The 18,570-nt window shown below is 65.4% G+C and carries 20 protein-coding genes, 1 tRNA gene and 1 riboswitch; of the genes, 13 read left to right on the top strand and 8 right to left on the bottom strand.

Annotation, left to right across the window (positions count from 1 at the left end; translation table 11 throughout):
- Positions 1-724 precede the first annotated feature (724 nt).
- On the bottom strand, positions 725-1,117 hold the full coding sequence (gene apaG / locus F8237_RS12905) for a Co2+/Mg2+ efflux protein ApaG (RefSeq protein ID WP_162006370.1): 393 nt from the start codon (positions 1,115-1,117) through the stop codon (positions 725-727).
- Between the two features lie 196 nt (positions 1,118-1,313).
- On the opposite strand from apaG, the gene F8237_RS12900 reads away from it, so the two are divergent.
- The 3 genes from F8237_RS12900 to F8237_RS12890 are packed head-to-tail and all read left to right on the top strand — an operon-like array spanning position 1,314 to position 4,366.
- Positions 1,314-2,579 carry an OpgC domain-containing protein gene (locus F8237_RS12900; protein WP_151645185.1) on the top strand — a complete coding sequence of 422 codons (1,266 nt, stop codon included), beginning with the start codon at positions 1,314-1,316 and terminating at the stop codon, positions 2,577-2,579.
- Positions 2,579-3,358, top strand: a complete 780-nt coding sequence (locus tag F8237_RS12895; protein WP_151645183.1) for an SGNH/GDSL hydrolase family protein — start codon at positions 2,579-2,581, stop codon at positions 3,356-3,358. The genes F8237_RS12900 and F8237_RS12895 overlap by 1 nt, the downstream gene beginning before the upstream one ends.
- 12 nt (positions 3,359-3,370) lie before the next feature.
- Positions 3,371-4,366 carry an SGNH/GDSL hydrolase family protein gene (locus tag F8237_RS12890; protein ID WP_151645181.1) on the top strand — a complete coding sequence of 332 codons (996 nt, stop codon included), beginning with the start codon at positions 3,371-3,373 and terminating at the stop codon, positions 4,364-4,366.
- 118 nt (positions 4,367-4,484) lie between these two features.
- Here the strand turns inward: F8237_RS12890 and F8237_RS12885 are convergent, their stop codons facing one another.
- Positions 4,485-5,681, bottom strand: a complete 1,197-nt coding sequence (locus F8237_RS12885; protein WP_151645179.1) for an O-succinylhomoserine sulfhydrylase — start codon at positions 5,679-5,681, stop codon at positions 4,485-4,487.
- 71 nt (positions 5,682-5,752) lie between these two features.
- Positions 5,753-5,832: riboswitch (SAM riboswitch) on the bottom strand.
- 108 nt (positions 5,833-5,940) lie between these two features.
- Here F8237_RS12885 and F8237_RS12880 point away from each other — a divergent pair.
- From F8237_RS12880 to F8237_RS12865, 4 genes are all read left to right on the top strand, one after another.
- A complete protein-coding gene (locus F8237_RS12880) occupies positions 5,941-7,047 on the top strand; it encodes a 2'-deoxycytidine 5'-triphosphate deaminase (RefSeq protein WP_151645177.1) in 1,107 nt (368 codons plus the stop codon).
- Between the two features lie 195 nt (positions 7,048-7,242).
- Positions 7,243-8,295, top strand: coding sequence for a hypothetical protein (locus F8237_RS12875; protein ID WP_151645175.1), 1,053 nt, complete (start codon positions 7,243-7,245; stop codon positions 8,293-8,295).
- A gap of 165 nt (positions 8,296-8,460) precedes the next feature.
- Positions 8,461-9,906, top strand: coding sequence for an MATE family efflux transporter (locus F8237_RS12870; protein WP_151645173.1), 1,446 nt, complete (start codon positions 8,461-8,463; stop codon positions 9,904-9,906).
- Positions 9,907-9,946: 40 nt separating this feature from the next.
- Entirely contained in the window at positions 9,947-10,753 is an 807-nt protein-coding gene (locus F8237_RS12865; RefSeq protein WP_244626117.1) for a hypothetical protein, read from the top strand.
- An 87-nt stretch (positions 10,754-10,840) separates the two neighbouring features.
- On the opposite strand, the gene F8237_RS12860 is transcribed toward F8237_RS12865, so the two are convergent.
- The 5 genes from F8237_RS12860 to F8237_RS12840 all read right to left on the bottom strand — a co-directional run bounded on the left by F8237_RS12860 (position 10,841) and on the right by F8237_RS12840 (position 13,819).
- On the bottom strand, positions 10,841-11,335 hold the full coding sequence (locus tag F8237_RS12860) for a hypothetical protein (RefSeq protein ID WP_162006022.1): 495 nt from the start codon (positions 11,333-11,335) through the stop codon (positions 10,841-10,843).
- A gap of 100 nt (positions 11,336-11,435) precedes the next feature.
- Complete coding sequence (locus F8237_RS12855; RefSeq protein ID WP_151645169.1) at positions 11,436-11,831, bottom strand: SRPBCC family protein; 396 nt, start codon at positions 11,829-11,831, stop codon at positions 11,436-11,438.
- A 145-nt stretch (positions 11,832-11,976) separates the two neighbouring features.
- Positions 11,977-12,336 (bottom strand): VOC family protein, encoded by a 360-nt coding sequence (locus F8237_RS12850; protein WP_162006021.1) that lies wholly within the window; start codon positions 12,334-12,336, stop codon positions 11,977-11,979.
- Between the two features lie 55 nt (positions 12,337-12,391).
- Positions 12,392-13,231, bottom strand: coding sequence for an AraC family transcriptional regulator (locus F8237_RS12845; protein ID WP_151645165.1), 840 nt, complete (start codon positions 13,229-13,231; stop codon positions 12,392-12,394).
- Positions 13,232-13,240: 9 nt separating this feature from the next.
- On the bottom strand, positions 13,241-13,819 hold the full coding sequence (locus tag F8237_RS12840; protein WP_151645163.1) for a methylated-DNA--[protein]-cysteine S-methyltransferase: 579 nt from the start codon (positions 13,817-13,819) through the stop codon (positions 13,241-13,243).
- A gap of 173 nt (positions 13,820-13,992) precedes the next feature.
- On the opposite strand from F8237_RS12840, the gene F8237_RS12835 reads away from it, so the two are divergent.
- The 4 genes from F8237_RS12835 to F8237_RS12820 all read left to right on the top strand — a co-directional run bounded on the left by F8237_RS12835 (position 13,993) and on the right by F8237_RS12820 (position 15,806).
- A tRNA-Gly gene (locus tag F8237_RS12835) sits at positions 13,993-14,066 on the top strand.
- A 182-nt stretch (positions 14,067-14,248) separates the two neighbouring features.
- The gene (locus F8237_RS12830; protein ID WP_162006020.1) at positions 14,249-14,830 is read left to right on the top strand and encodes a helix-turn-helix domain-containing protein; all 582 of its coding nucleotides are present in this window, start codon (positions 14,249-14,251) and stop codon (positions 14,828-14,830) included.
- The gene (locus F8237_RS12825) at positions 14,830-15,342 is read left to right on the top strand and encodes a GNAT family N-acetyltransferase (protein WP_162006019.1); all 513 of its coding nucleotides are present in this window, start codon (positions 14,830-14,832) and stop codon (positions 15,340-15,342) included. Before F8237_RS12830 ends, F8237_RS12825 begins: the two co-directional genes overlap by 1 nt.
- Positions 15,343-15,344: 2 nt before the next feature.
- Positions 15,345-15,806: a GNAT family N-acetyltransferase gene (locus F8237_RS12820; protein ID WP_162006369.1), complete on the top strand. Its 462-nt coding sequence runs from the start codon at positions 15,345-15,347 to the stop codon at positions 15,804-15,806.
- Between the two features lie 34 nt (positions 15,807-15,840).
- Here the strand turns inward: F8237_RS12820 and F8237_RS12815 are convergent, their stop codons facing one another.
- On the bottom strand, positions 15,841-16,497 hold the full coding sequence (locus F8237_RS12815) for an iron-containing redox enzyme family protein (RefSeq protein WP_151645155.1): 657 nt from the start codon (positions 16,495-16,497) through the stop codon (positions 15,841-15,843).
- Between the two features lie 168 nt (positions 16,498-16,665).
- Here F8237_RS12815 and F8237_RS12810 point away from each other — a divergent pair, with 168 nt between their 5' ends.
- Positions 16,666-17,643 carry an aldo/keto reductase gene (locus F8237_RS12810; RefSeq protein ID WP_151645153.1) on the top strand — a complete coding sequence of 326 codons (978 nt, stop codon included), beginning with the start codon at positions 16,666-16,668 and terminating at the stop codon, positions 17,641-17,643.
- A 3-nt stretch (positions 17,644-17,646) separates the two neighbouring features.
- Positions 17,647-18,495 carry an amidohydrolase family protein gene (locus tag F8237_RS12805; RefSeq protein WP_151645151.1) on the top strand — a complete coding sequence of 283 codons (849 nt, stop codon included), beginning with the start codon at positions 17,647-17,649 and terminating at the stop codon, positions 18,493-18,495.
- Positions 18,496-18,570: the final 75 nt, after the last annotated feature.

The raw sequence follows: 18,570 nt of genomic DNA, 5'->3' as shown, positions 1-18,570 counted from the left end.
CTCATCCTTGAGCGGCGATCGTACGTCGTCACGAGTTGCGAGCCGGGCCTGCGGTGGACGCGGCAGCGTCGTGCGCGAGAGGTCCGGGCAGGGCGGGTAGTCCCTGTGAGCCCGTGGCCACGTGCGGACGAGCGGCGCCGAAGCGTACGGCAAAACCGTGTGGTCCTGGCCGTCGTTGCTACGGTCAAGCCTTTTGCGGAGATGCGCGCGAGCCCAACCGGGCGGACGGCATCGTCAATTCGCGGGGCGAGGGAGGCCAGAAGGAAAGTTCGGCTCCCGGGAGAGCACGGCATAAGCCGTCCGACCATCGCGCAGGGAAGGCCGAGTGATCGGCGACACCTGTATGCTGCTGTGCGGTCTCTTTGCGCTACATTTTCGCGCAGCAGACCGCGGGTGCCCGTCGGCACCCGGTCTTCCCTGCGCCCTCTTGGATTTGAGGGCCGAGAGAAGAAGCAAAACTCGGGCGAGATGCGCCGCGAGGCTGCGAAGGCGTGTCTGAGATTCAAAAATCGTTGATGGGGGATCAATCTTGTAACCGTCACCCCCGCGCAACCGCGAAGCGGTTGTCGCTGGAGGTGCGCGCTCTGCGGCGCATCGCGCCGCGGAGCAAGCCTCTAAGGGCGACAGCCCGGCTGCATCGGGGCCGTGCATCCTTCGAGGCTCCCGATGAGGCGCCTAGCGCCTCATCGCTCGCGCCTCAGGATGACGGGACTGCGAAAGCGCCCTAATTCAACACCCGCTTGTTGTCCGGGCTGTCCAGCGAGAATGTCGGCACGTCGATCTCGAAGCGTTCGCCGCTTTCGCTGACCATCTGGTAGCGGCCGGTCATGAAGCCGGAGGCGGTCGTGAGCGGGACGCCGGAGGTGTATTCGAAGCGCTCGCCGGGGGCCAGGGTCGGCTGCTCGCCGACCACGCCCTCGCCCTTCACCTCCTGCTGCCGGCCGGTGGCGTCGGTGATGATCCAGTGCCGCGTCTTGAGCTGCACGGTCTCGTCGCCGGAATTGGTGATGACGATGGTGTAGGACCAGAAAAAGCGGGAACGGTCGGCCGCCGACTGCTCCGGAACAAAATTCGGCTCGACGGTCACTTCGATCTGGCGGGTCACGGCGCGGTACATGGCTGCCATCATACCGAAATCCGCCCGGGAACCAAACGCCACAGGCGGCCTTGGCGACATCGTCCCGCCAGAATTTGCGAGGAAGTACACCCCCGGGGAAATACACCCCGATGTGATCCGGCCGCTTTGCGAGACCACGGCCGGACCGGTACACTCCATTTCAACGTCGCGATTTGCGTGAGGGTTTCGGGCCCCGATGACCATTGCCCACCAAGTGACGGGATCGACGATCGCAGGAACCGCCACCGCCGTGGAGGCCAAGCCTGCAGAGGCGAAGCCGCGCGCCGCCGCCGCGGCCATCTCGCTGCCCGCCATCGGCGAGCGCGAGCTCAGGCTCGACCTGTTCCGTGGTCTCGCGCTGTGGCTGATCTTCATCGACCATCTGCCGGCAAGCCTGCTGACCTGGTTCACGATCCGCAACTACGGCTTCAGCGACGCCACCGAGATCTTCATCTTCATCTCCGGTTACACCGCGGCGTTCGTCTACGGCCGGGCGATGCTGGAGTCGGGTGTCGTCATCGCCACCGCGCGCATCATGCGGCGCGTCTGGCAGATCTACGTCGCCCACGTCTTCCTGTTCACGATCTTCCTCGCCGAAATCTCCTACGTCGCGACCAGCTTCGAGAACCCGCTCTACACCGAAGAGATGGGCATCATGGATTTCCTCAAGCAGCCCGACGTCACCATCGTGCAGGCGCTGCTGCTCCGCTTCCGTCCCGTCAACATGGACGTGTTGCCGCTCTACATCGTGCTGATGCTGGCGCTGCCCCTGATCCTGTGGTCGATGAAGTGGAAGCCCGATTTGACGCTCGGCTTCTCGGTCGCGCTCTACGCCGCCACCTGGGAATACGACCTCTACTTCTCCGCCTATCCGAACGGCTTCTGGGCGTTCAATCCGCTGGCCTGGCAATTGCTTTTCGTCTTCGGTGCATGGTGTGCGCTCGGAGGTGCGCGGCGCATGTCACGTATTCTGGCTTCGCCGGTGACGATGTGGATCTCGATCGCCTATCTCGTGGCGGCGTTCTACGTGACGCTGACCTGGTACGTGCCGCAAGTGCCCCATCTGATGCCGAAGCGGCTCGAGCAATGGATGTATCCGATCGACAAGACTAACCTCGACGTGTTGCGCTTCACGCATTTCCTGGCGCTCGCCGCACTCACCGTGCGTTTCCTGCCGCGCGACTGGCCGGGCCTGAAATCGCCCTGGCTGCGGCCGCTGATCCTGTGCGGCTCGCATTCCCTGGAGATCTTCTGTCTCGGCGTCTTCCTCGCTTTTGCAGGCCATTTCATCCTGGCCGAAGTTTCCGGCGGCCCAGCCGTGCATGCGCTAATTAGTCTCTCCGGAATCCTGATCATGTGGGGCGTGGCATGGGTGATTTCGTGGTACAAACGCGTGGCTGACAAGAGTGGTGCGAAGACCAAAAACGCCGTCGGCAGCGCCGATCTGGCGGGAGGGGGCTGATGAAGGCGAAGGTTCTCCTGAGCCTGGTCCTGCTGTGCGGTAACCTCGCCGCGCCCTCGGCGCGCGCGGGCGATGCTGCGCCTTCCGTCCCGGCCGCGCCTCCAGCCTGCGAATTGCCGTCCTATCTGCTGACCAGCGAAAGCCAGCTTCCCAAGGTGGCCGATGCCATCAAGGGCGGCAAACCGCTCGAAATCCTGGTCATCGGCAGCCGTTCGACCACGATTCCGGCTTCCGAGGACGCCTCATATCCAGCGCGCATGCAGGCCATTTTGAAGGACAAGCTGCCGCCATCGGAAGCAGTGCACGTCTCCGTAGAAATACAGAGCAAGAAAACGGCGGAGGAGGCAGCTGGAACCTTCGTTAAGCTGATGGAAGCAAAAAGGCCTACTTTGGTCATCTGGCAGACCGGGACCGTGGATGCTATCCGAGCCATCGATCCCGACGATTTTCGCGGTGCTGTGACCGAAGGGGTTGCCGCGCTGCAAAATGCAGGGGCTGACGTCGTGTTGATGAACTTGCAGTACAGCCCGCGCACCGAAACCATGATCTCGGTACCGCCCTATCTCGACAATATGCGGGTGGTGGCGCAGGAGCATGACGTCCCGCTGTTCGACCGTTTCGCGATCATGCGGCAGTGGAATGATCAGGGTCAGTTCGACCTGTTCAGCCCGTCCCGCGGGCCCGAGCTGGCGAAGCAGGTCCACGATTGCCTTGGTCGGGCGTTGGCACAGTTTGTGATCGACGCAGCCCATCTGGGGCCGACCCAGCAGCAAAATTGAGGTCTAGCGTTAATGAGTTCTCTCCACCCTTTTCGCCTGACGGCATGGCTGGCCGCACCCGCAATGGTCCTGCTGTTGCTGACGCCAGTGGCGCAGGCTCAAGCTCAAGCTCAAGCCGCGCAGGGCACGCCCGCGCCTGCGCAGTCCGCTAATCCCGCGCCCGCCTCGCCCTCCCAGACCACAATTGCCGCCACCCACCCATCCGCGGAGCAGCGCGGTATCACCGGGCGCGCGATCGACAGGGTGAAGCAGGTCGCCAAATCCGCGGGCGACATCTTCAACCGCGTGCCGTGTCTCGCGCCGAAGGGCGGCTCGAAGGCGATGGGCTCGCTGCCGCATGTCGCGAACAAGCTCGTTGCCGGCAAGCCGGTCGTGATCGTCGCGTTCGGCTCGTCCTCGACCGCCGGCTATGGCGCGAGCTCGCCCGATTTCAATTATCCGAACCGTCTCGCCACGCAGCTGCGCCGGCAATATCCGACCGCCGACATCACCGTCATCAATGCCGGCGTCGGCGGCGAGGACGCGCCCGAGATGATGAAGCGCCTCCAGACCGAGGTGATCGACGTGCATCCGGATCTCGTGATCTGGCAGGTCGGCACCAACGCCGTGCTGCGCAACCTCGATCCCGGCGACACCGCCAAGCTCGTCGAGGACGGCATCGCCAGCATCCAGGCCGCCGGCGGCGCCGACATCGTGCTGGTCGATCCGCAATATTCGCCGGCCGTCAACCAGCGCAAGGAGAGCGCCGGCAAGATGGTGAAGCTGCTCGGCAAGGTCGCCGAGCTCCGTCACGTCGGCATCTTCCCGCGGTTCGAGGTGATGCGCGACTGGCACGAGAACCAATCGATCCCGGTCGAGAGCTTCGTCATCGCCGACGGACTGCACATGAACGATTGGGGCTACGCCTGCTTCGCCCAGCTCCTCGGCGACGACATCATCCGCTCAGTCGGCCAGATCAAGCTCGGCGTGAACGTGCCCGGCGATGTGCGCGCGTACCGGCCGATGTAGTTCGGTGCCGTGGGGTGGGTTAGGCGAAGCCGTAACCCACCACTGTTCATCTCCGCGGAGACAGAAGAGGTGGGTTACGCCTTGCGGCTAACCCACCCTACGGGTCCGAGTGTGTGGCTCACGCCTTCTCCAGCGCCGCCGTCAGATCCTCGATCAGGTCATCCGCATGCTCGAGTCCTGCGGAGAAGCGGATGAAGCCCTCGCTGATGCCGAGGGCGGCGCGGTCTTCCGGCTTCAGGCGCTGATGCGTCGTGGTCGCCGGATGCGTGACGATACTCTTGGCATCGCCGAGATTGTTGGAGATCTTCGCCAGCTTGAGCTCGTTGAGCATGCGGAACGCACCCTGCTTGCCGCCCTTCACCTCGAAGCCGACCAGCGTCGAGCCGCCGCGCATCTGCTTCTTCACGAGCGCTGCCTGCGGATGATCGGCGCGGCCGGGATAGACCAGCCGCGAAATCTTGGGATGGTCCGCCAGCACGTCTGCGACGCGCGCCGCTGTGTCGGTCTGCGCGCGCACGCGCACGGCCAGCGTTTCCAGGCCCTTGAGCAGGACCCAGGCGTTGAACGGCGAGATCGACGGGCCGGTCTGGCGCATGAAATTATGGAGGTGCTCGGCGACGAACGCCTCCGACGACAGGATGATGCCGCCGAGACAGCGGCCCTGGCCGTCGATGTGCTTGGTCGCGGAATAGACCACGACATCGGCACCGAGAGCGAGCGGGCTCTGCCAGATCGGGGTCGCGAACACGTTGTCGACGACGAGCCGCGCGCCGCCGCTATGCGCGATCTCGGCGATGGCGGGAATGTCGAGCACGTCGAGGGTCGGGTTGGTCGGGCTCTCCAGGAAGAACGTCTTGGTGTTCGGCTTCAGCGCACGCTGCCATTGGTCGAGATCGAAACCGTCGACCAGCGTTGTCTCGATGCCGTAGCGCGGCAACAGGTCCTGGATGACATAGAGGCACGAGCCGAACAGCGCGCGCGAGGCGACGACGTGATCGCCGGCCTTCAGCGGCGCCAGGATCGCGGTCGTCACCGCGGCCATACCGGTCGCGGCCGAGCGGGCCGCTTCGGCGCCTTCGAGCTCGATCATGCGGCGCTCGAACATCGCGATGGTGGGGTTGGAATAGCGCGAATAGATGAAGCCGGGGTCCTCGCCCTTGAACCGCGCCTCGCACTCCTCGGCGCTGTTGTAGACGTAGCCCTGGGTCAGGAACAGCGCCTCCGACGTCTCGCCATATTGCGAGCGCAGGGTGCCGGAATGGACCAGGCGGGTTTCGGGGCGGTATTGCGTGGCGGACGCCGGGGACTTCGACATAGGACCTCCTCTGCGTGACCATCGAAAATGGTCACAAAAAAACCGGCCTGGATAACTTCCACGGGCCGGGATCACAGAGGTCCCCGGCCTGTTTAGCGACTTATTTAACGTGGCTGCAAGCCGGCCGGCTCAAATCACCACGGGATAAGTCATGCTCATATTCCGCAATGCCCTTTTCGTCAAGGCGTCCATCGGATAGCCGTAAAAAGCTGTATTTTCCGCATGTCCGGATACATTTGCCCCTGACGAGGACCCCCGTTTGACGTTCACGGTCGCCGCCGACGCCAATGGTATCCTGCCCGACCGCATGATCGCGGCGATGGCGGAAGCGGGGCTCATTCTGCCCGCTTACGACTTCGTCGAAAGCCAGATCCAGCCGGCGAGCCTCGACCTTCGCCTCGGCGACATCGCCTATCGTGTTCGCGCCAGCTTCCTGCCTGGTCCTGGCGCCACCGTCGCCGAGCGCATCGACGAGTTGAAGCTGCACGAGTTCAGCCTCGCCGACGGTGCGGTGCTGGAGACCAACTGCGTTTACATCGTGCCGCTGCTCGAGAGCCTCGCGCTGCCGCCGGAGATCGTCGCGGCCGCGAATCCGAAGAGCTCGACCGGCCGGCTCGACGTCTTCACCCGCGTGATCGCCGACGGCACCCGCCGCTTCGACATGATCGGCGCCGGCTATCACGGCCCGCTCTATGCCGAGATCAGCCCGAAGACGTTTCCGGTGCTGGTGCGCGAGGGCTCGCGCCTGTCGCAGGTTCGTTTCCGCACCGGCGATGCCATCCTCAATGCCGACGCGCTCGAAAGCTTGCATGCCACCGAGCGTCTCGTCGACATCGACGATGCCGATCTGTCGGGCGGTGTTGCCGTCTCCGTCGATCTGTCCGGTGAGAAGGGAAGCGGCTTCGTCGGCTACCGCGCCAAGCGCCACACCGGCGTTGTCGACGTCGACCGCCGCTCGGGCTATGCGGTGGGAGAGTTTTGGGAGCCGATCTCGGCCCGCCCCGACGGCAGCCTCATCCTCGATCCCGGCGAGTTCTACATCCTCGCCTCCAAGGAAGCGGTGCAGGTGCCGCCCGACTACGCCGCGGAGATGGTACCGTTCGATCCGCTGGTCGGCGAATTCCGCGTGCACTATGCCGGCTTTTTCGATCCCGGCTTCGGCTATGCCGGCGCCGGCGGGCAAGGCTCCCGCGCGGTGCTCGAAGTGCGCTCGCGCGAAGTGCCCTTCATCCTCGAGCACGGCCAGATCGTCGGCCGCCTCGTCTACGAGAAGATGCTGGCCCGTCCCGACGCGATGTACGGCCAGCGCATCGGCTCCAACTACCAGGCGCAGGGGTTAAAGCTGAGCAAGCACTTCCGGGTGTAGTGCCAGCCCTAATTTCCGCTGTCATTCCCCGCGTAGGCGGGGAATCCAGTACGCCGCGGCCTCTCGATTCAATCACAATCGTCTCTGGAATACTGGATCGCCCGCCTGCGCGGGCGATGACAGCCAATGTGTAGTCGGTTGCGTCACTCCATCCGCGATGACACACTCCGGCAAAACAACAAGCCGGGAGCGAACATGACCGCCGCAGCTGACACTGCGCAGGAAGCCCAATGGAAGCGCTGGCGCGCGGTGGCCGATCTCTATCATGCTTACTTCACCGGCCTCATCCTCACCGTCGTCACGCGGCGCGGCACGGCCGACGCTGCGGAATTCGTCTTCCGCGTGTTCCGCCGCCAGCAGCAGGAGCGCTTCCTGCCGGGGTTGAAGAAGCTCGGCCTCAGTCATCTGCCGCCGGCGGTGGCGGCCGCGCAGTATCACTATCTCTCCAACTGGATCGGCGGCGTGCACGTCGAATACATGTATGAGAGCGACACCAAGGCGTGGATCCGCTATCCGCCGCCGCGCTGGATCTGGAAGGGCACCGCGATCTGCGGCGTGCCGGGCGAAGTCAGCCGCGCGATGCTGCGCGGCTGGCACGCCAACAACGGCGTCGCGCTCGGCGATCTCAGGCTGGGCTTCGTCTGCACCAAGCAGAGCGTCGACGGCCAGGACGGGCTCGAAGGCTACTATCACCAGTACGACCACCCGCTCGAACTCGACCAGCGCCTGGTGTTTGCGCGTCACCTCGAAGCGCCGCTGTTCGATGCGAAGACCGCGCCGGCGCTTCCCGTTGCGAGCTGGCCAAAACCGCGGCTCGAAAAAGCCTATCGCAACTACGCCATGGAATATGTCCGGACCGCAGCGCCCGTGATGGTGCAATTGTTCGGCCCGGAAGACGCCGGCTATCTCCTGCATCTCACCGGCAAGCTGATTGGCATGCAATATTTCGACGAGGTCGCCGCGGCGCTCGCCATGAAGCGAGGCGGCGCCGCGGAGTTTGCGTCGTTCCTCGAAGCGCTGTTCGCCGCGCAGGATGACGTTGCCGAGACCTCGCAATCCGAGGGCACCTTCGAAATCCGCCAGCAGAGCTGGAAGCTGATGGACGATGTCGCGGATCATCACCGCGCCGGCGCCAGGGTGCTGGAAGGACTGTTCGAGGGGCTGGCCGCGGGGTGCGGCCGGCATATTGGCGTGCACCTGCGCCCGACAGCGGGCGGCCGGCCGCCGCTGGTCTGGACGATCGGGTAATTCCACCCGTTGAAATGCGCTGCCGCAGGGCACGCCTGCATCAGGCGCAGGAGGAATCGGCGCCCACCGTGCTAACAAGCCCCGCCGCGCCTTACGCGCGAGAAAAGTCATTGGTACACCAAGTGATTGCCGCGCCGCAAAAGGCGCTCGTGCCCGGGAGAGGACATGTCCGACATCGCCGAAATCCCGGTCGATGAGCAAGAACGTCCGCTGCCGCCGCCTCCGCGCCCCGCCAGGAGCGCGCTGACGGATGGCCCGATCCTGCGCACGCTGCTCTCCCTGGCCTGGCCCAACGTGGTGGCGCTGTCGGCCGGCACCTGCGTGGTGATCGCGGAGACCTCCTATATCGGGCGTCTTGGCGTGGAAGCGCTGGCCGCGATGGCGCTGGTGTTTCCGACAGTGATCCTGACCATGACGATGTCCGGCGGCGCCATGGGCGGCGCGGTGGCCTCCGCCATCGCACGCGCGCTTGGCGCGGGAGATCGCGAGCGCGCCGGCACGCTCGCCGCGCATGCGCTGCTGATCGGCATTTGCTTCGGCCTCGTCTTCATGCTGGGCATGCTGATCTTCGGGCCGCAGGTGCTCGAGATGCTCGGCGGCCGCGGCGATGTGCTGACCCATGCGATCGCCTATACGCAGGTGTTCTTCGGCGGCGCCGTGCTGCCCTGGCTGCTCAACACCATGGCCGGCGTTTTGCGCGGCACCGGCAATATGAAGCTGCCGTCGCTGCTGATCCTCAATTCCGCGGTCTGGCAGATCGTGCTCGGCGGCACGCTGGGCCTCGGACTCGGGCCGATGCCGCAGCTCGGCATGCGCGGCGTCGCGGCCGGCGCGCTGATCGCCTACTCCATGAACATCGGCGTGATGGGCTGGTACCTGTTTTCCGGCCGCGCCCGCGTCGTTCCAAAACTGCGCGGTCTTCGCATTCAATGGGTGATGTTTTTCGACATCCTCAAGGTCGGCGCCATCGCCTGCTTCTCGCCGCTGCAATCGGTGCTGACGATCTCGATCTTCACCCACATGCTGGCGAAGTTCGGCACCGCGATCCTCGCCGGCTACGGCATCGGGGCGCGGCTGGAATTCCTGCTGACCTCGATCGCGTTCTCGTTCGGCATCGCCTCGGTGCCGATGATCGGCATGGCGGTCGGCGCCGGGCGCATTGCGCGCGCCCGGCGGATCGCCTGGATCGCGGGTGCGAGCGCCTTCGTCGCCGTCGGCGCGCCGGCCTGTCTGGTCGCGACCTTCCCGGATCTCTGGGTCAACATCTTCACCGACAGCGCGACGGTGCGCGCCACCAGCCACCAATATCTGTCGACGGTGGCGCCATTCTACGCCTTCATCGGGCTCGCCTCGACGATGTACTTCTCCTCGCAAGGCGCGGCCAAGGTGATCGGGCCGGTGCTGGCGCAGACCGCGCGGCTGACCTACATCGCGACGCTCGGCTGGTGGTTGTCGACGCACGATGCCACCGCGCAGAGCTTCTTCTGGCTGGCGGCGAGCTCGATGGTCGTGCTCGGCCTGCTCTCCTGCTCCAGCGTCGTATTGACCCGCTGGGGGCCGCGCGAGCGCAAGGGCGCGATCAGACCGGCTCTGTCGGCCGCGGTGGACTAGGCTCGCTCGCCGGATTTTTGTTTCTGAATATTTCCGACCGTTGCCTGGCAATATCCAGCAACCGGTCCCGCACCTTGCCGAAGGCTTCGCGCCAGCTCCTGGGAACAATTTCGCCGCGAGTTCACCAGAAGCACGGAAGGCCATCATGACCTCGATTTCGGCGCTCTCCTCCCACCACGCATCGCCGTTGAAACGACTCCAGGATGAATTGCAGGCGGAAGTCAGTTCCGGCGCGATCAATGCATCTGATCAGTCGGCGCTGTCATCCGCGCTCAGCGACATCGACACTGCCTTGCAATCAAGCAGCGCGAGCGATCAGTCCAGCGGCAGCGGATCATCGCCCGATGCATTCACCTCGAAGATCGATGATCTCATCAAGAAGGAAGTTTCGGCGGGCAAGCTGACCGACGAGCAGGCCACCGAGTTGCAGGGCATCTTCAAGGCGGCGTTCTCCCAGCGACCGGGCGGGGCAGGTGGCCCCGGTGGAGCAGGCGGACCGCCGCCCGGCGGGCCTCCCCCCGCGGGCGCCACGGACAGTTCGTCGAGCGGCAATTCGGTGGTGGACCTGCTTCAGCAACTCCTCGACTCGCTGAAGAACCTGCTGACGGATTCGACTTCGTCCAGCGCGACGAGATCGAGCGACACGACGGATGCAAGCGGAACGTCTTCGATCACCGCCACGGACAGTTCGTCGAGCGGCAGCTCGACGACGGACCTGCTTGAACAATTCCTTCAGTCGCTGAAGAACTCGATCGCGGATTCGACCTACAGCGCGAAGCAATCGAGCGACGAGACCAAGCCAAGCGATCCGTCGATGTCCGGCGTCCTGATCAACGATCGGATTTGATACCGGCGGCTCCCCGACCGCCGGCCCGGCGCAACCATCCTTCGTGCCCCGCGAAGGGTGGTTGCCTCATGTCCGAAGGTGCCGGCCCTAACGGTGCTTGTGGCGGCGATGGCCCCCGCCGCCGACATTGGCGAGCCGCATCAGTTGCGGAATCATCGCCATCATGTCGCCGCCGCCGGCGCCGCCCATCATGCCCATGATATCGCCGCCACCGATGCCGCCGAGCCCGGTCGGCATATAGCCGCCTCCGCCCATCGGCGTGTAGCCGCCGTAGTTCGGCGCACCGAAGCCGCCGCCAAAATTGCCGCCGCCGAAGCCGCCGCCCATCATGCCGCCGATCCCGCCGCCGCCATTCTCCATCATGCGGCTCATCATCGGGCCCATGGTCTGCATCAGCATGGCGAAGCGGCGCTTGCCCATCTTCGCCTTCATCATTTCCAGCATCGGCGCCATCTGGGTCATCATGTCCTCGCCGCCGGCGCCTCCGCCGCCGAGGAACTGCGCCCTTGCCGGCGCGCTCGAGATCGAAAACAGCAGCAGCACCGCGGCTGCCTGGCAGATCACCTTGTCCGCACCTCTCATGGCCTGCTCCTCGCGTGCGTGGCTCCGCCGGGAGAGCGAAGCCAACCGGACGCACGCGGCCATGGTTACGGTCGAGCAGGGAGAAGCTCTGTGAGAAAGATCACGCAGGCGGAAACGCCCGGTGGATCGCGGCCACCGCTTCCCTGGTCTGTCCCTGGACGTAAGCCGCAAGCTCGCTCGGCAGCATGTCGATGATCCAGACCAGGCGGCACGCCTTGTCGCCCTCGGCGATCACTTGCACCGAGGCGCTGTAATGCGTCAGCCGCTCGTTGTCGATCGCATAGACCAGCCGACGCCGCGCCTCGTCGCAATCCACCAGCACCTCGCGTGCGACCGAGCCATTGGCGAAGCTGACGATGCGCGCATCGCCGTCGAGCGTGCAGGCCGTGACGAAGCCCGGCGCCAGCCGCTGAGGCAGCGCGCCGAAATCGCGGACGGCATCCCAGACCTTGTCGGCAGGGACGTTAAGGGAAACATCGTTGTGGATGGAGGCCATGAGTGTGTCCATTTGGATAGAATTCGTAGGGTGGGCAAAGGCGCGCTCTTCGCGCGCCGTGCCCACCATTCATCGGCGCCGTCGCACGCGATGGTGGGCACGCTACGCTTTGCCCACCCTACGAATGCCCGTGCGCAGCAAGCGCTCACACGCAAACCGCCTCGACATTGTTGCCGTCAGGGTCGATCAGGAACGCCGCGTAGTAGGTCGGGCTGTAATCCTTGCGCGGGCCGGCGCCGCCATTGTCGCGGCCGCCGCTCTTCAGGCCCTCGCTGTGAAATGCCTTGACCGCGTCATGATCGGCGGCGCGAAACGCGATATGCGCGCCGTCGGCCTTGCGCCCCTTGTTGAGATGCAGCCAGAGTGCGGGCACGCCCTTCGGGCCAAAGCCGGCATAGCCGTCACCGCTGGAGCACAGGACATGGCCGAGCGGCGCCAGCACCGCGGTGTAGAAGCGCGTGGCGGCGTCGAGGTCGGCAACGCGCAATCCGATATGGTCGTACATGGTCGTCTCCATTGCAAAGCGCGCCGCGAGTGGCGCGCGCCGGAGACGAACCTAGTCAGTTGAGGGCGAGCGGCTCTTGGAGAATCTTGCTCTGCCCGCGAGACGCCTGCCGGAATTTCGTCGGCGACACGCCGGCGGCGCGATGGAAGGTGCGGACGAAGTTGGAGAGGTCGCCAAAGCCGACGTCATAGGCGATGTCGGTGACCGCGATGTCGTCGTCTGTCAGCAGCCGCGCCGCGTGCCGCAGCCGCGAGCGGACCAGATATTGATGCGGCGTGACCCCGAGCACGCTGGAGAACAGCCGCAGGAAATGGAACGGACTGAGGCCCGCATGCCGCGCCGCCTGTTCGAGATCGACCTCGGCATGGGAGTTCTCGTCGATCCACAATGCCACTTCGACTGCGCGGCGGCGATCGCACGCCGTCGGCGTGGCCTGCTTGCGCGCCTTGTCCGAAACGATGTCGACAAAGCGACCGGCCAGGATCTGGCCGATTTCGTCGAGCCCGAGGTCGCTATTGCCACCTGCTGCCGACTGGGCGAGCTCGCCCAGCACCATCAGTTCGGACAGCGGCGGCGTCGCGCCGACCTGCCAGGCCTCGCGGCGCCCGCCGAGGCTATCGACGAGGTCCTCGCTGAGGAGGAATGACAGGCAGACGTCGCCACAGACGTGGTCATGCGTGCAGGTGTATTCCTCACCGGGCGCGCCGACCAGCATCGAGCCCGCCACCAGCTCGAAGAAGCCGGCGCGGCACTGGCAGCCGAAGCTGCCCGAGCGGACATAGGCAATGGAATGTCCGGTGCGGCATTCGGCAAACGGCTTGTCGTCTGGTCCCGCATCGCAGCGAAACTCGGAAACCGTCATCGACGGTGTCGTCAGCAGCGTGGTTGCATCCATGCCACCTATCTAGGTGGACGGCCGCGGCGGGGCAACGGGCAGCAGCACCTCGAACAGCGTCTTGCTGGCGATCGGATGGGCGCCTTCGAGCGCCAGCAGCCGCCGCTTGGAGATCACCCCGCCATAGGGCGAGAGCCGGTCGGTGTAATTGCCGGCCTCCAGCACCCGGTGGCAGGGCACGATCAGCATGTAAGGATTCTTGGCGATTGCCTGCGCGACCGAATACGCGGCGCCCGAGGCGCCCAGCGCTTTGGCGATCTCGTGATAGGTGCGCGTCTCCCCGCGCGGAATGGCGCAGGCCGCCTCGTAGACGCGGCGGTGGAAGCCGGGCACGCGGCCGGCATCCAGGCTGACCTCGGAAAAATCGGGATCGCCGCCTTGCAGCAAGCCTGCGATGCCCTCGATGGCAAGCTCGGCATTCACGGAAGGGGGCTGCTCGCGCGCCTCGGGATGAACCGCGAAGATCCGCCGGCGGGTATCGATTTCCCGCGCCTCCGGCAATTGCACGGCGACAATTCCGCTGCTGCTCCAGATGATGCCGCAGCGCCCGATGGCCGTGTCGAAGATCGCGTAAGCCCGCCCCACCATGCACACGCCCCACTCAGTGCAGGTTTCTCCCCAGACACGCGATCATAACACCGCCACAATCCGGCGCACCCAAAATCTTACCGGGACGTTAACAACCGTCCGGCCGAGCGCGCCAAACCGCTTGGCGCGCGGCGCCGTCTCGGCTAATCAGGACGGGCGTGAGCCGCGCATCCGCGGGCGTAGTTCAATGGTAGAACGGCAGCTTCCCAAGCTGCATACGAGGGTTCGATTCCCTTCGCCCGCTCCAAGGCTTTCCCGATTGTGGCTTCCATTCCGGTCGATCTGACAGGTGCAATTGCGCCGAGCGCTGCCACGCCAAATTTCTAATATATTGGCCTCTCGCTCCCGGCGTTCGCCGCTGCCCGCGCTAAGCTCGTTTGGCCCTGGCGGCTGCGGTCCCTCGCGCGGGGTAATGCTTGGATGAGGACGATGGACCAGCAGAAACTCGACCGTGCCATCGGTCGCCGCTTGAAGACGCTGAGGACGCAGGCCGGCATGACGCTGAACGAACTCGCGGCGCGCTCCGGTGTCAGCCGGGCCATGATCGGGCGGGTGGAGCGGGCGCAGAGCAGCGCGACCGCTGCGCTGCTGGGAAAACTCTGCGCGGCGCTCGATGTGTCGCTGAGCGATGTCGTCGCTCTCGCCGAGAAGCCGCCGGAGCGGCTGGTGCGGCTCGCCGACCAGCCGCACTGGCGCGATCCCGACAGCGGTTATCGCCGGCGTCACGCCTCGCCGACGGATGCGGCGAGCGGGATCGAGATCATCGTCGTCGATCTGCCGGCCGGGGCGCGGGTACCGTACAGCCCGTGGGGCCGCAACGCCTTCACCCAGCAATTGCTGATGCTGGAGGGCGCGATCGCCGTGCATATCGACGCCAAGACGGTCCGCCTGCGCGAGGGCGACTGTCTCGACTTCGACGTGATGCGCGCGGTGATCTTCGAGAACGAAACCAGACAGGACGCACGCTACGTGGTCATCACGCGGCGCGGCGCCTCATACGGGAAAATGTGATGTCGCTGATCGTGCGGGACGCCACGCTGGAGGATGCCGAGGATATCCTCGCCATCTACAATTTCGCCGCGATCAACACTACGGCGGTCTGGACCGACGGCCCGGCCGATCTCGCCTCGCGCCGCGCGTGGATGTCCGCGCGACAGGAAGCCGGCTATCCCGTGCTGGTCGCGATGAAGGGCAGGCAGGTGGTCGGCTTCGCGTCCTTCGGCGATTTCCGCCCGTTTCCCGGCTATCGCCACACCGTGGAGAATTCCGTCTATGTCGGCGAGCAGCATCACCGGCTCGGCGTCGGCCGCAGCCTGCTGGCCGCGCTGATCGAGCGCGCCAATGGGCTGAACAAGCACGCCATGATCGCCGGGATCGAGGCTGCCAACGCCGCCTCGATCGGGCTGCACGCTTCGCTCGGCTTTGCCGAAGTCGGCCGCATGCCGGAGGTCGGCTGCAAGTTCGGCCGCTGGCTCGATCTCGTCTTCATGCAGAAACGGCTCGCAAATGGGGTGAGGCCGTGACGATGCAGATCCGCACCGGCGATACCTTCGATCCGCGCGTCATTGCGCTGCTCGATCATCACGTCACGGCGGCGCGGGCGCAGACGGCGCCGGGCAGTGCGCATGCGCTCGATCTGGCCGGCCTGCGCGCGCCCGACGTCGCGTTCTGGACCGGATGGGACGGAGAGACATTGGTCGCCACCGGTGCGCTGAAGACGCTCATCGCCGATCATGGCGAGGTGAAGTCGATGCACACGCTGCAGGCCACGCGCCGGCGCGGCTTTGGCGGCCAGATGCTCGGTCACATCATCGCCGAGGCCCGCGCGCGGGGCATGGTTCGGCTCAGCCTCGAGACCGGTTCGTGGGATTATTTCAAGCCCGCGCATGCGCTCTACCGGGCTCACGGCTTCGTCCTCTGCGGGCCGTTCCAAGACTATGTCGAGGATCCCAACAGCCTGTTCCTGACGCTGGATCTGACCCGGTGAGCAGCGCGCCGCCCGCCGCGGCCGATCAGGTCGATCAAAGGCGCTGCGGCAGCGGTTCGACCCGTTCGCCGACCCAGGAGCTGAGCATCTGATGATACAGCGTGGCGGATTGCCACAGCACGCGCTGATACAGCTTGCCCCGGTCGGAATCCCTGGTGACGCTGCCGCAGATATCGAGCCCCATGGACAGATGGCGGGCATCGACGTCGGTGTGGACCTTCCAGTAGCGCCCGCTCAAGATCCTGAGCCTGTCCAGCACGGGGATCACGTTCGAATAGAAGTCGAGCGCGACCCCCTCGCTGAGCACATTCAGGGCGACGACCTGCACGTCATGTGGATCTCGCATCGCGCTGCGCCAGCAATATGAGATCGCATTCATCGTTTCCATCGTGGGTGGCACGTCGCCGGGTTCGGTGTTCCGCACAAATCCGTGCGCCCTCATCCAGGCGATGAGTTGATCGGGATGGTCTGCTTCCTCCATCGCGTGCTCCGCGAAGATGGGCTGATAGCGCCTGTCCTGGCACAGCGAGGAACGCAGACACAGCGCTTGCGTGAATTCGCGCGACTGGTGAACGAGCTGGTGAACCCATTCCAGATCATCGGGCCGGGTCGCGGTGGCGACGCGTCTGAAAAAGGGACCTTCGCGGAGTTGTGACCGGTAGTCCTCGGAGATATCAAGCACCCACTTCATCGCAATCTCTTCCGTCTCGCTGCGAGCAATCCGCCTCAGCGCGGATCACAGAAATGCAATCTTAGGAACTTCTTCGGTGTTGCGCGTCATTCGTTTAAGGGAGCCCTCCTCTCGCTTGCGGTTTCCGGGAGCGGGAGAGATGATTGGGACTGTCGGATGGACATGGATATGAAACGCGCGCAGCTCGGCACCCTCGACGTCACCTCGATCGGCCTCGGCTCCGCCCCGCTCGGCGGGTTGTTCACCCCTGTTAGCGATGCCGACGCGGAAGCGACCATCGAACGGGCGTGGACGGCGGGCATCCGCTTCTACGACACCGCTCCGCTCTACGGCTTTGGCCTGGCCGAACGGCGGCTGGGGGCTTTCCTGCGGCAGCAGCCGCGCGATTCCTATGCCATCTCGACCAAGGTCGGCCGCCTGCTGCGCGCGCCCGATGGCGCCGCTGCCGAGGACGATTATTACAAGAGCGGGCAGCGCGAGCGGCCGGTGTTCGACTTCTCCCATGACGGCGTGATGCGTTCGGTCGAGGAGAGCCTTGTCCGTCTCGGGCTCGACCGTGTCGACGTCCTGCTCGTGCACGATCCCGACGATCATTATGACGCCGCAATTGCCGGCGCCTTCCGCGCGCTGCAGCGCCTGCGCGATGAAGGCACGGTCAAGGCGATCGGCGCCGGCATGAACCAGTCGGAGATGCCAGTCCGGTTTGCCGAGGCCGTACCTGTCGACTGCTTCCTGCTCGCCGGCCGCTACACGCTGCTCGACCAGGGCGCGCTGGATGCGCTGTTTCCGGTCTGCACGGCAAAGCACATCGGCATCCTGCTCGGCGGCATCTACAACAGCGGCATCCTGGCCAATCCGCGCACGAGCACGAAGTTCGACTATCAGGACGCCGATCCGGCGCTGATCGCGCGGGCGCTCGAGCTGGATGAGCTCTGCCGCAAGCACGGCACCGAGCTGAAGGCCGCCGCGCTTCAGTTTGGCATGGCCCATCCGGCGGTGACGGTCGCCGTGATGGGCGCCCGCAACGCCACCGAAGTCGCCGACAACATCGCGATGTCGCAGACGACGGTGCCGCAAGCCTTCTGGCAGGAGCTGCGCGCGCGAAACCTCGTCGACGCCCGCGCGCCGCTGCCGGGCGGGGCATAAGCCATGATCATCGACGGCCACCAGCATTTCTGGGACCCGGCGCGCGCGGACTATCCCTGGATGGATGCACCCGAGCTGGCGCCGATCCGCCGCAGCTTCGGTCCCGCCGATCTCGCGCCGCTGCTCAAAGCGAACGGCATCGATGCCAGCATCGTGGTGCAGTGCCGCTCCGCGCTGGAGGAGACCGAGGAATTCCTGCGCATCGCGCACGCGACGCCCTCCGTCATCGGCGTGGTCGGCTGGGTCGATCTGACCGATGGCGCGCTCGGTGACACGCTCGACCGGTTGCGGGCCTCGCCCGGCGGCGACAAGCTCGTCGGCATCCGCCATCAGGTCCACGATGAGCCCGATCCCGACTGGCTGTTGCGTCCGGATGTGCGGCGCGGCCTCACCGTGGTATTCGCTCGCGATCTCGCCTACGATTTCCTCGTGCGTACTCGCGAGCTGCCCGCCGCGATCGCAACGGCGCAAGCCTTTCCGCAGGCGCGTTTCGTGCTCGACCACGCCGCCAAACCGCCGATCGCCGAAGGTGGGAGCGTCGAATGGTCCAACCGCATCGCGGCGTTAGCTGCTTGCGGCAACGTCTGGTGCAAGATCTCGGGGCTCGCGACGGAAGCGAAATGGAATGACTGGGATGCGAACCGGCTGTTTCCGTTCGTCGCGCATGCCGCGACATGTTTCGGCGAGGATCGCCTGATCTTCGGCTCGGACTGGCCGGTATGCTTGCTGGCAGGGAGCTATGGCGAGATCAAGGATGCGCTGGAGAGGTGCCTCGCGAATCTGGGTGCGCAGGTGCGCGAGAAGGCGTTTGGTGTGAATGCGCAGGCTGCGTATCGGCTGGCGATGGCATGAGCCAGCACGCGCCTAATCACAGGTGTTTTCCCGGCGAACGCCGGGACCCATAACCCCAGGGAGTAGTTTGGCGAA

The sequence above is a fragment of the Bradyrhizobium betae genome (assembly GCF_008932115.1).
Taxonomy (GTDB): Bacteria; Pseudomonadota; Alphaproteobacteria; order Rhizobiales; family Xanthobacteraceae; genus Bradyrhizobium; species Bradyrhizobium betae.
This window is presented reverse-complemented; position numbering and strand designations above follow the sequence as displayed.

Excerpts from the sequence above, each read along its gene's own strand:
- F8237_RS12890 (WP_151645181.1), top strand. The coding sequence starts at position 3,371 with ATGAGTTCTCTCCACCCTTTTCGCCTGACGGCATGGCTGGCCGCACCC.
- F8237_RS12850 (WP_162006021.1), bottom strand. The coding sequence starts at position 12,336 with ATGTACGACCATATCGGATTGCGCGTTGCCGACCTCGACGCCGCCACG.
- F8237_RS12820 (WP_162006369.1), top strand. The coding sequence starts at position 15,345 with ATGCAGATCCGCACCGGCGATACCTTCGATCCGCGCGTCATTGCGCTG.
- F8237_RS12840 (WP_151645163.1), bottom strand. The coding sequence starts at position 13,819 with ATGGTGGGGCGGGCTTACGCGATCTTCGACACGGCCATCGGGCGCTGC.
- F8237_RS12805 (WP_151645151.1), top strand. The coding sequence starts at position 17,647 with ATGATCATCGACGGCCACCAGCATTTCTGGGACCCGGCGCGCGCGGAC.
- F8237_RS12875 (WP_151645175.1), top strand. The coding sequence starts at position 7,243 with ATGACCGCCGCAGCTGACACTGCGCAGGAAGCCCAATGGAAGCGCTGG.
- F8237_RS12830 (WP_162006020.1), top strand. The coding sequence starts at position 14,249 with ATGGACCAGCAGAAACTCGACCGTGCCATCGGTCGCCGCTTGAAGACG.
- F8237_RS12810 (WP_151645153.1), top strand. The coding sequence starts at position 16,666 with ATGAAACGCGCGCAGCTCGGCACCCTCGACGTCACCTCGATCGGCCTC.
- apaG (WP_162006370.1), bottom strand. The coding sequence starts at position 1,117 with ATGTACCGCGCCGTGACCCGCCAGATCGAAGTGACCGTCGAGCCGAAT.
- F8237_RS12900 (WP_151645185.1), top strand. The coding sequence starts at position 1,314 with ATGACCATTGCCCACCAAGTGACGGGATCGACGATCGCAGGAACCGCC.
- F8237_RS12845 (WP_151645165.1), bottom strand. The coding sequence starts at position 13,231 with ATGGATGCAACCACGCTGCTGACGACACCGTCGATGACGGTTTCCGAG.
- F8237_RS12815 (WP_151645155.1), bottom strand. The coding sequence starts at position 16,497 with ATGAAGTGGGTGCTTGATATCTCCGAGGACTACCGGTCACAACTCCGC.
- F8237_RS12870 (WP_151645173.1), top strand. The coding sequence starts at position 8,461 with ATGTCCGACATCGCCGAAATCCCGGTCGATGAGCAAGAACGTCCGCTG.
- F8237_RS12885 (WP_151645179.1), bottom strand. The coding sequence starts at position 5,681 with ATGTCGAAGTCCCCGGCGTCCGCCACGCAATACCGCCCCGAAACCCGC.
- F8237_RS12825 (WP_162006019.1), top strand. The coding sequence starts at position 14,830 with ATGTCGCTGATCGTGCGGGACGCCACGCTGGAGGATGCCGAGGATATC.
- F8237_RS12860 (WP_162006022.1), bottom strand. The coding sequence starts at position 11,335 with ATGAGAGGTGCGGACAAGGTGATCTGCCAGGCAGCCGCGGTGCTGCTG.
- F8237_RS12895 (WP_151645183.1), top strand. The coding sequence starts at position 2,579 with ATGAAGGCGAAGGTTCTCCTGAGCCTGGTCCTGCTGTGCGGTAACCTC.
- F8237_RS12855 (WP_151645169.1), bottom strand. The coding sequence starts at position 11,831 with ATGGCCTCCATCCACAACGATGTTTCCCTTAACGTCCCTGCCGACAAG.